The sequence below is a fragment of the Ruegeria sp. N7 genome (assembly GCF_056531345.1).
The window spans coordinates 1-6,983 of record NZ_JBQFLR010000036.1 but is presented as its reverse complement, the minus strand read 5'-3'; the positions used below and the strand labels follow the sequence as shown (position 1 = coordinate 6,983).

At 51.7% G+C, this 6,983-nt stretch carries 10 protein-coding genes and 1 pseudogene; 2 read left to right on the top strand and 9 right to left on the bottom strand.

Features of this window, described 5'->3' with window-relative positions:
- Window positions 1–222, bottom strand: a pseudogene (locus ACR0ES_RS19915) (hypothetical protein); the annotation flags it as partial.
- A 343-nt stretch (window positions 223–565) separates the two neighbouring features.
- On the opposite strand from ACR0ES_RS19915, the gene ACR0ES_RS19910 reads away from it, so the two are divergent.
- On the top strand, window positions 566–832 hold the full coding sequence (locus ACR0ES_RS19910; RefSeq protein WP_480774561.1) for a hypothetical protein: 267 nt from the start codon (window positions 566–568) through the stop codon (window positions 830–832).
- On the opposite strand, the gene ACR0ES_RS19905 is transcribed toward ACR0ES_RS19910, so the two are convergent.
- The 6 genes from ACR0ES_RS19905 to ACR0ES_RS19880 all read right to left on the bottom strand — a co-directional run bounded on the left by ACR0ES_RS19905 (window position 789) and on the right by ACR0ES_RS19880 (window position 5,153).
- On the bottom strand, window positions 789–1,154 hold the full coding sequence (locus tag ACR0ES_RS19905) for an alanine racemase (RefSeq protein WP_480871576.1): 366 nt from the start codon (window positions 1,152–1,154) through the stop codon (window positions 789–791). The two genes, ACR0ES_RS19910 and ACR0ES_RS19905, sit on opposite strands and share 44 nt — an antisense overlap.
- Window positions 1,151–2,350, bottom strand: coding sequence for an N-acetyltransferase DgcN family protein (locus ACR0ES_RS19900; protein WP_480871575.1), 1,200 nt, complete (start codon window positions 2,348–2,350; stop codon window positions 1,151–1,153). Before ACR0ES_RS19900 ends, ACR0ES_RS19905 begins: the two co-directional genes overlap by 4 nt.
- 93 nt (window positions 2,351–2,443) lie before the next feature.
- The gene (locus tag ACR0ES_RS19895) at window positions 2,444–3,298 is read right to left on the bottom strand and encodes a hypothetical protein (protein WP_480627490.1); all 855 of its coding nucleotides are present in this window, start codon (window positions 3,296–3,298) and stop codon (window positions 2,444–2,446) included.
- Window positions 3,288–3,641 (bottom strand): hypothetical protein, encoded by a 354-nt coding sequence (locus ACR0ES_RS19890; protein WP_171722471.1) that lies wholly within the window; start codon window positions 3,639–3,641, stop codon window positions 3,288–3,290. The genes ACR0ES_RS19895 and ACR0ES_RS19890 overlap by 11 nt, the downstream gene beginning before the upstream one ends.
- A 3-nt stretch (window positions 3,642–3,644) precedes the next feature.
- Window positions 3,645–3,953, bottom strand: a complete 309-nt coding sequence (locus ACR0ES_RS19885) for a hypothetical protein (RefSeq protein WP_171722472.1) — start codon at window positions 3,951–3,953, stop codon at window positions 3,645–3,647.
- Window positions 3,954–4,400: 447 nt separating this feature from the next.
- On the bottom strand, window positions 4,401–5,153 hold the full coding sequence (locus ACR0ES_RS19880; RefSeq protein WP_170499212.1) for a Crp/Fnr family transcriptional regulator: 753 nt from the start codon (window positions 5,151–5,153) through the stop codon (window positions 4,401–4,403).
- Between the two features lie 135 nt (window positions 5,154–5,288).
- On the opposite strand from ACR0ES_RS19880, the gene ACR0ES_RS19875 reads away from it, so the two are divergent.
- Window positions 5,289–5,522, top strand: a complete 234-nt coding sequence (locus ACR0ES_RS19875) for a hypothetical protein (protein ID WP_010442296.1) — start codon at window positions 5,289–5,291, stop codon at window positions 5,520–5,522.
- A 427-nt stretch (window positions 5,523–5,949) separates the two neighbouring features.
- Here ACR0ES_RS19875 and ACR0ES_RS19870 read toward each other — a convergent pair whose 3' ends face one another.
- Window positions 5,950–6,438, bottom strand: a complete 489-nt coding sequence (locus tag ACR0ES_RS19870) for a phosphoglycerate mutase family protein (protein ID WP_480588790.1) — start codon at window positions 6,436–6,438, stop codon at window positions 5,950–5,952.
- A gap of 158 nt (window positions 6,439–6,596) precedes the next feature.
- Window positions 6,597–6,893: an imine reductase family protein gene (locus ACR0ES_RS19865; protein ID WP_480774560.1), complete on the bottom strand. Its 297-nt coding sequence runs from the start codon at window positions 6,891–6,893 to the stop codon at window positions 6,597–6,599.
- Between the last annotated feature and the right edge of the window lie 90 nt (window positions 6,894–6,983).

The window sequence follows — 6,983 nt, the reverse complement described above, 5'->3', positions numbered from 1 at the left end:
CATTGGGCTGGAAAAGCCCTGTCGCATTCGAAAGGAAAGTGGCTTAAACGAGCACTTGGGGCGGCACAAAAACGGGACAGGTCCATCTGGATCCAAATAATCTGGTGGTGCGGAAAGCTCAGTTTCTATGTCGTATTCGCCCGCCGGGAGTAATTCGTCAAAGCCAGGGAAAGTAAATGGCCTGGAAAAGACTGCGATTGTCTTGCTGATTAGTTGGTTCATTTGGGTAGTTCTCCTTTGCTGATACCGCTCGCTCGGAGATGTAAACAAGAACAAGCCACCCGCTCCCGGCAGGGTATTATCAGTTTTGAGGTTTAGGCTTTGATTTTTCGGGGACGGCGTCCTGCCCTTTCGACGTCACTTCTTTTTTTGACGCGTCCGCATCGTTTTCCTTCAGTGCGGCAGCCGCTCTGGTCGTAAGGTCTTTGAAAGACATCATTTTGATCCTTTGATTGTCCGCAACACTCACGAGCCCAGATAGGGTGTGAAAAGTGAATGCGGGTACCACCAATATAGGTATTGGTGGCCCAATTTACTACGTAAAGCCGTAGAATAAGACGGGTGGATGAAGCAGAACCGAGGCGGCGGCAACCCTGGCGCGCTACTTTCGCTTCGAATATGGGCGATCAGTGTTCGCTGCGGTGCAGTCAACCAATGCGCCATCACCATGGAAAACTTTTGCTACATCGGGTGCAGCCATGCCGCGCGAGAGCGCGCTATAGTTCAATTTCAGCTTCACCTCGCCACCAGGGCGAAGCAGACAATTGGTGTTTTCAACAACGATATGATCACTGGTGGCTCCGACGAACGTGACGCCAGCAGGGAAAATTAGACCCGCCGCATCGGTGTCCTGGAGTCCAATGGCAAGGATCGACCGAGTGTTCGAAGGACTGTCTAAAGTCACACACTGCATTGAAGGTATAGGGTATGGGACACGAGATTCCAGCATTGCGCATACGCATGACATTGCTGATCCGGGCGTCCGCCAGCCCTGTCGCGCCAACTTCAATCATAGCATTCGCAATCGCCGGATGACCGCACACGGCTTTGGTCACGCCTGTCACTGTAATTCCGCGGGGTCTAAGGTGGTCGACCAGGAACCGTGTGTTGTACCGAATTTTGTCCAGATCAACGTCGATACGCAGCTTACTCATTCAATCGTCGTAGCACGTACGGGTTGCAAGCGCGGAAAGGCAGATAGAACCATATTCACCAAGTTTTTTGGAGGGCGGTTCAATGCGTCAGTGACCGGGAGATACAATTTGCAGTTGTAGTCTGTGATGGCCTTTGAAATCTCAACATCATTCATTCCTTCATGGTTGATCGTCATGCCAATTACCTCTGTGTTCGCAAAAGCCTCGATCAGGGTGATTTCATCGCAAGGGTCGGGCATAGTCATGTTGGGGAAATCACATCGACGTTTTCGTTTAGGCGCGTGTTGAAGAATAACTGCATGTGGCTGACTGCCTCGCAGAATAAAGGCTGATATACAAAAGGCCGGATGGCTGAGCGCGCCCTGGCCCTCGATCACTATGACATCGGGGCGCTCACCTTCAGATGCTGCAACAACAGCACGCTCAAGTTCGCCACAACAAAATTGCGGCGGCACCGAATCCATCGCAACGCCATACTTGGCGCCCTGCATCAAACCTGTCTGGCCGGTGCCGACCAAAACTGTTTTGATCCCATGCGCGTTAAGTGCGCCTGTCAGGATTGTCGCGGTTGTACGCTTTCCAATTGCACAATCGGTGCCGAACACCGCGATGCGGATCGCCTGGACGTCTCCAATACTGCCATCTAACAGGCGCAGGTCGGGATTGGGCCGCGGCTTGCGAATGTCGCGTATCGTGACATCGTGAATTTTGGCAATTCCGGCGAGCTCTTTGTCATCGCTAAGAAATTCATGCAGCCCACTGACGATGTTCATTCCGAGCGTTATCGCATCCACAACAACTTCGCGATCCTCAAGGGACATTCTGCCGCTGGCCGGCGCCATTCCGTAAATAAAAGTGTCGGGGATCGTAGCTTCATTAGCGACGGCGGCATCAAGATCATCGAAGATGGGAACCTGATTTGCGATATTATCAAGCACTTTGCCACTGTCACAACCGCCATACGTGCTGTCGATCACCGAAAGAACGCGATAGGCCTGTGAATGTCGAACGAGACCATTAGCCGTCTTGCCATCGATCTTTGCGAAGTTTCCTTCGCAATACACAATTGCAGTCGGTATGTCTGTCACAAGTGTCTTGCGGTGAAGCTCCGGAAAAACGGCTTGTTCAGGCGGCAGCTCTTGCGCATCGCTGGCAATGAACTGCTTGGCATCCGACGCAATGGGTACGGGTTTCATATCTGTTCCTTTTTGGAGTGTGAAACACGCCGTCCTAGGTAAGAACGGGCACAAAATGTGAAGTTTGGAAAAGTGGGCTCTCTGACTGAAACCTCATTCGTTCAGAACACACAGCCCTTCCGACCGATGAAAATTTCTGTGGCATTGCCACCCATTGCCGGATCGGTCGATATGGGCATTTGCGGGTAGATCGATTGCATCGCAGTGATCACCGGACGCCTCGTAGCCACGTTCGCATTTCCATCCAACTCCGTGGATCGCGTCATCGTAGAAAGCGTTTTCAGGCACGATGACTGCATCGCACCTTCCGTCTCGCTCAAAATATCCGCGCTCGCATGTCCAGGGACGCCCGTGGGTTGATGCGTTCAGGAAGGCATTATCCGGCACTGCTATTGCAACGCACGCTTCACCATCTGTCTCGTAGCCACGATTGCAAAGCCATACAGATCCGTAGGTACTGTTCGTCAGGTAGGCGTTGTCCGGCACCACGATTTTTTGGCAGCTATCGTCTACCCTTGTGTACCCACGCAGGCACCGCCACCTCTCACCTGATGGATCGAGATATCCGCCCTCAGGCACAATTACTTCAACGCATGAGGTGCCACCAACTTCAACAAAGCCATGTGTACATGCCCAGCCCGAACCATAGGTTCTGTTTGTCGGGTAGGCATTTTCTGGGACGGCAATGGCCACGCATTCTTCGCCTTCCAACCGATAGGACAAATCGCATTCCCAACCGTCGCCATACTTTTTGGGATGCGCGTTATCCGGGATAGAGTTTGTTTCGGCCGATGCGGGACTTGATGAGATAAAGGAGCCCGTCAAGCAGCTGAAAACGCCAACAAACAGCGCCGTCATGAAGTGAGAGTAAAACCAGTACTGATTTTTTCGAACTGTCCTGGTGCAAACGGCGTTGTCCGAATGTTGAGTGATTGAGTTACGATCCATCCAGGTTCAGCCCCTCAATGCAGGCCTGTGCCAGATCTTTGTTGGGGGTTTGGGATCCCGGTACCGTTGCCCAGCCGGCTGCCATAACGGCATCCTTTCGCTTGAAAGAAGAAGCTTCTTTGATCGTCGTTATTTTTTCGGCGCGTTGGGCGTCAGTTCTAGCCATGTCGATGCAGATCGGAACCAACGCAGCGATTACATTGTCGCGGGACATGGCGTTGGCCATCTTGTCCGCGTTACTGCCGGTCATCCATCCACCCCAAGAAAATCCAACGACGCCGACGAAAACCCCTCCGATCAGGGCGCCGTAGATTCCGGGTTTAAGCCATTCGGGCGTGTTCATAATCTATTCCTCCTGCGGGGAAAGCGCCGCATCGCTGTCATTGTTAGATGTGGCCAAGGTCTGGTCGTGCTTAAGTGCCAGTTCGAGATCTTTTGGGTCGATGGGGCGCATTTCTGTGCGGCCTGGCTTGCTGCCTTTGCTCTGAACCGTCAGGTAGGTTCCGGTTCTTCGATATGCTTCGAAACTCAGGCCCTGTAATAGTTCTTCTTCAACAATTACTTCATACTCGCCTGCAGGAAGTTCATCCGGGTAGCCGCACAAAGAGAACGGATTTGAAAACGTCACCAAAGAACTGGACGATCTCGTGCTCACCTTAGCCCTCCAAATAGTTTGTTGGATCTTCCCCGCACAGTCTGCCGCTGAACACGCTCTTAAGCGCCGCGGAAGTACTGGCGTTGTAAATTAGAATAATGTGCAAATGGCAGACGTGCGCTGATCGATGTTAGTCGGCGGCCAATGACTTGAGATTCTATTGGAATCTCAAATGCATTTGGCATCTGAGGATCAGATACTGCCAGAAAATTGACTAACCTGAGTCAGTGCAACGATGTTTGGTTTCCGGCAACCTGATTTGTGTTGGCGGGATATTTGCTGGCGTGTTCTTAACGAGTAATTGAGAAGCGCAGGAAATCCAGTACCGCAATCGGACTGTATTTATCTTGCGCTTCTTTTTCAGTGAAATCCCAAATCTGCCGAAGAGAATGGCGTCTCTAACCAGGCAACCATCATCAAAACCCCGGCATCGCTCGAGGGGTGAACCTATTGCTTCAACAGTGGCCCGGCCTGATCCAGATAAGTGGGGTCAAAACCGGCCAACGTCACCAGTCCGTCATAATCATCAAATGCCACTTGCCCGGATTGAAAAGTAACCAACCCCTTCTCCCGCAGTTGCCGTAGGACACGATTAACATGCACGGCACTCAGTCCCAGCGCATCGGCAAGGTGGTATTGTGTCAGGGGGCAAGTGTATCCCGTCTTGTTTGCCATCCCGACCTGAGTCAGCCTCACACCAAGTTCCAAAAGAAAATGCGCCATGCGCTCACCCGCATCTCGCCGTCCTATGTTGACCAGGTGCTCAACCACCATCGCTTCATCTCGAGATACCGCCCAAAGAATTGCTGTCGCCAGCCGGGGCGTTTGCGCAAATGCTTCCAGGAGATCATCCACTACTACCTCAATAGCTTGGATTTCCATGATTGGTTCTATGCTGTGATCCGAGGTGTGCAGCAGAACGCTTCGCAAACCCAGAAAGTCACCCGGTATTTGGAAATCGACGATCTGACGCGACCCGTCAGTCTGGGTTTTGTAGGAACAAACCCAGCCCGAGGCCAGAATGTAGGCAGCCTGCTCTGATTGCCCTTGATGCACAAGGTCACGTCCGGCTTCAAAGGTTCTGCGGCGTTTGTGCAAGCGTGCCAATACCGCAAGTTCAACCTCAGTCAGAGCGACGAAGTTTGAAAGCTTTCGGGTGAGTGGACTATTTTTGATAGTGCGCAAGTGTTCTTCCTTCATCGATGAGCAGCCCGCGAAACTATCCGACGCCAAGACTGCTTTCGATCAGTTAAGTATACAGCAATCTATGCCAGTATGGTGCAATTCATCGTGGCGCTTCCATGCTTGGACGCCTGTTAGAAAAGGACGTCTACCATGGCTGACCGGCAAGACCATTCAGGAATGGCCGCACTCTCAATTTGTGAAGCGCTTTTGCTTGCAATTAAAGATCGTGAGCTTCTGCCCGAACATGAAATTGTGGGAGTTCTGCATGACGCAGCTGCTGTCCACGAAACAGCGGTCGGCAATAACGATGAAAAGGACATGCACCAGGCCGCCGCTGTTCTGATAAACAAGATCATTGCTTCCGGCTATCGCGTTCGGCAGTAACGTTAAGTCCCGCATCGGAAAAACAAGATTATGCTCGTCAAAAAAAAGCAAAATTGCAAACAGAAACACTTTTGGTGCCTCGTTCCTGATCAATTCAAACACGAAACGAGAATCAATGTTTCAATGCCTTCCATATCCTGCGTCCTGATTGTCCGACCGAGCTGCGGCGAGGGTACAGTTTCCGTTAACGCAAATACAACGCCTGCGAATGACCTGATTGGTGACACTCGCCGCGCCGCAACAATAAGTATGCCGCGACCGCGAGCAAATGCTGCTTCAGCGAAGGCTCCAGATCGAATGACGGCAAAGTCCCGCTGTTTATCTGTTCATGCGCGGTGCAGCGAAAGGCGGTTCATCCTAGATCTGCCGTTCGTGGATCATGCGGCGAAGGCGTCGGAAGAGCCCGAAGCGGGCCTGTCAGAATGCGTCAAGGCATCAACAAATGAATGTAGGTTGGACTATCCGAAGAGGATCTAAGAACAACATAAAGATTGCCGAATTCGCTTTGGTCGATCGTGACGTCTTCAAGCACGCCCATGTATTCCAGAATTTGTGGAATGGTTTCAGCATGGGTGACAATTAGAACTGTCTCTTTTTCATGGTCGAATTCCAATGAATCGACCAACCCTGCGACATCGCCTTTTGGCAAGGCATTGATTTCAAGGCCAAGGGCGTTGGCAATTATGCCGCCGGTTTCTTGAGTTCGCAGCGCATCCGACGTGATGATGGCATCAAGGCCAACATTCCTAAGCATCTCAGCCCAATCTGCTGCGCGCTGTCTGCCCTCCGGGGTGAGGACAGGGTCAGTTCCAGACAGCTCTTTTTCACCATGTCGGATCAGATAAACTGCTTCCTGAGCTGCGGCAGAAAAACCAGTCGCCAAATTCAGAATCAGAACGGCACAAAGAAAACGCACAAAATTGCACTCCCGACTTGTGAACAGGGTGCCATCTTTTCAGGAAGAAGCTGGCAAATCAAGTTGGCGGCAGCTCTATCCCAACCTGCGGATGTTGATCCACCTTAGCAGCCACAAAACATGGCGGTACATTCAGCTGACCTTTGTGAGCCAAGTTTTCAATCGGCAGCCCGCCCATCGTCTCTCAGAACTTTGAACAAGGCCATAACATGTTCATCGCCGTAGCCGGCTTTGACTGCTTTCTCAAAAAGACCTCCAACGTGGCTTGGAAACCCAGCATCCATGCCAGCGTCAATGGCTTGCTGCTTCAACAGTTCCAAAGATGCCTGCCAAACGGACAACGTGGCCGTTCTTTGATCGTAAGTTCCATCTCGGATTGTTCCGACATGATGCTGAATGCGTGCACTATCAGGAAACATCGAAATGAACTTTTGCAGTTCAACCCCCTCTGCCATGAGCAGCCTCATCTGACTGGTCCAAGTTGATTGTTAGTGGATCATCGGCCTGTGATCCATCGGGATGATGGTTTCAGGTGCCGGCGGGCG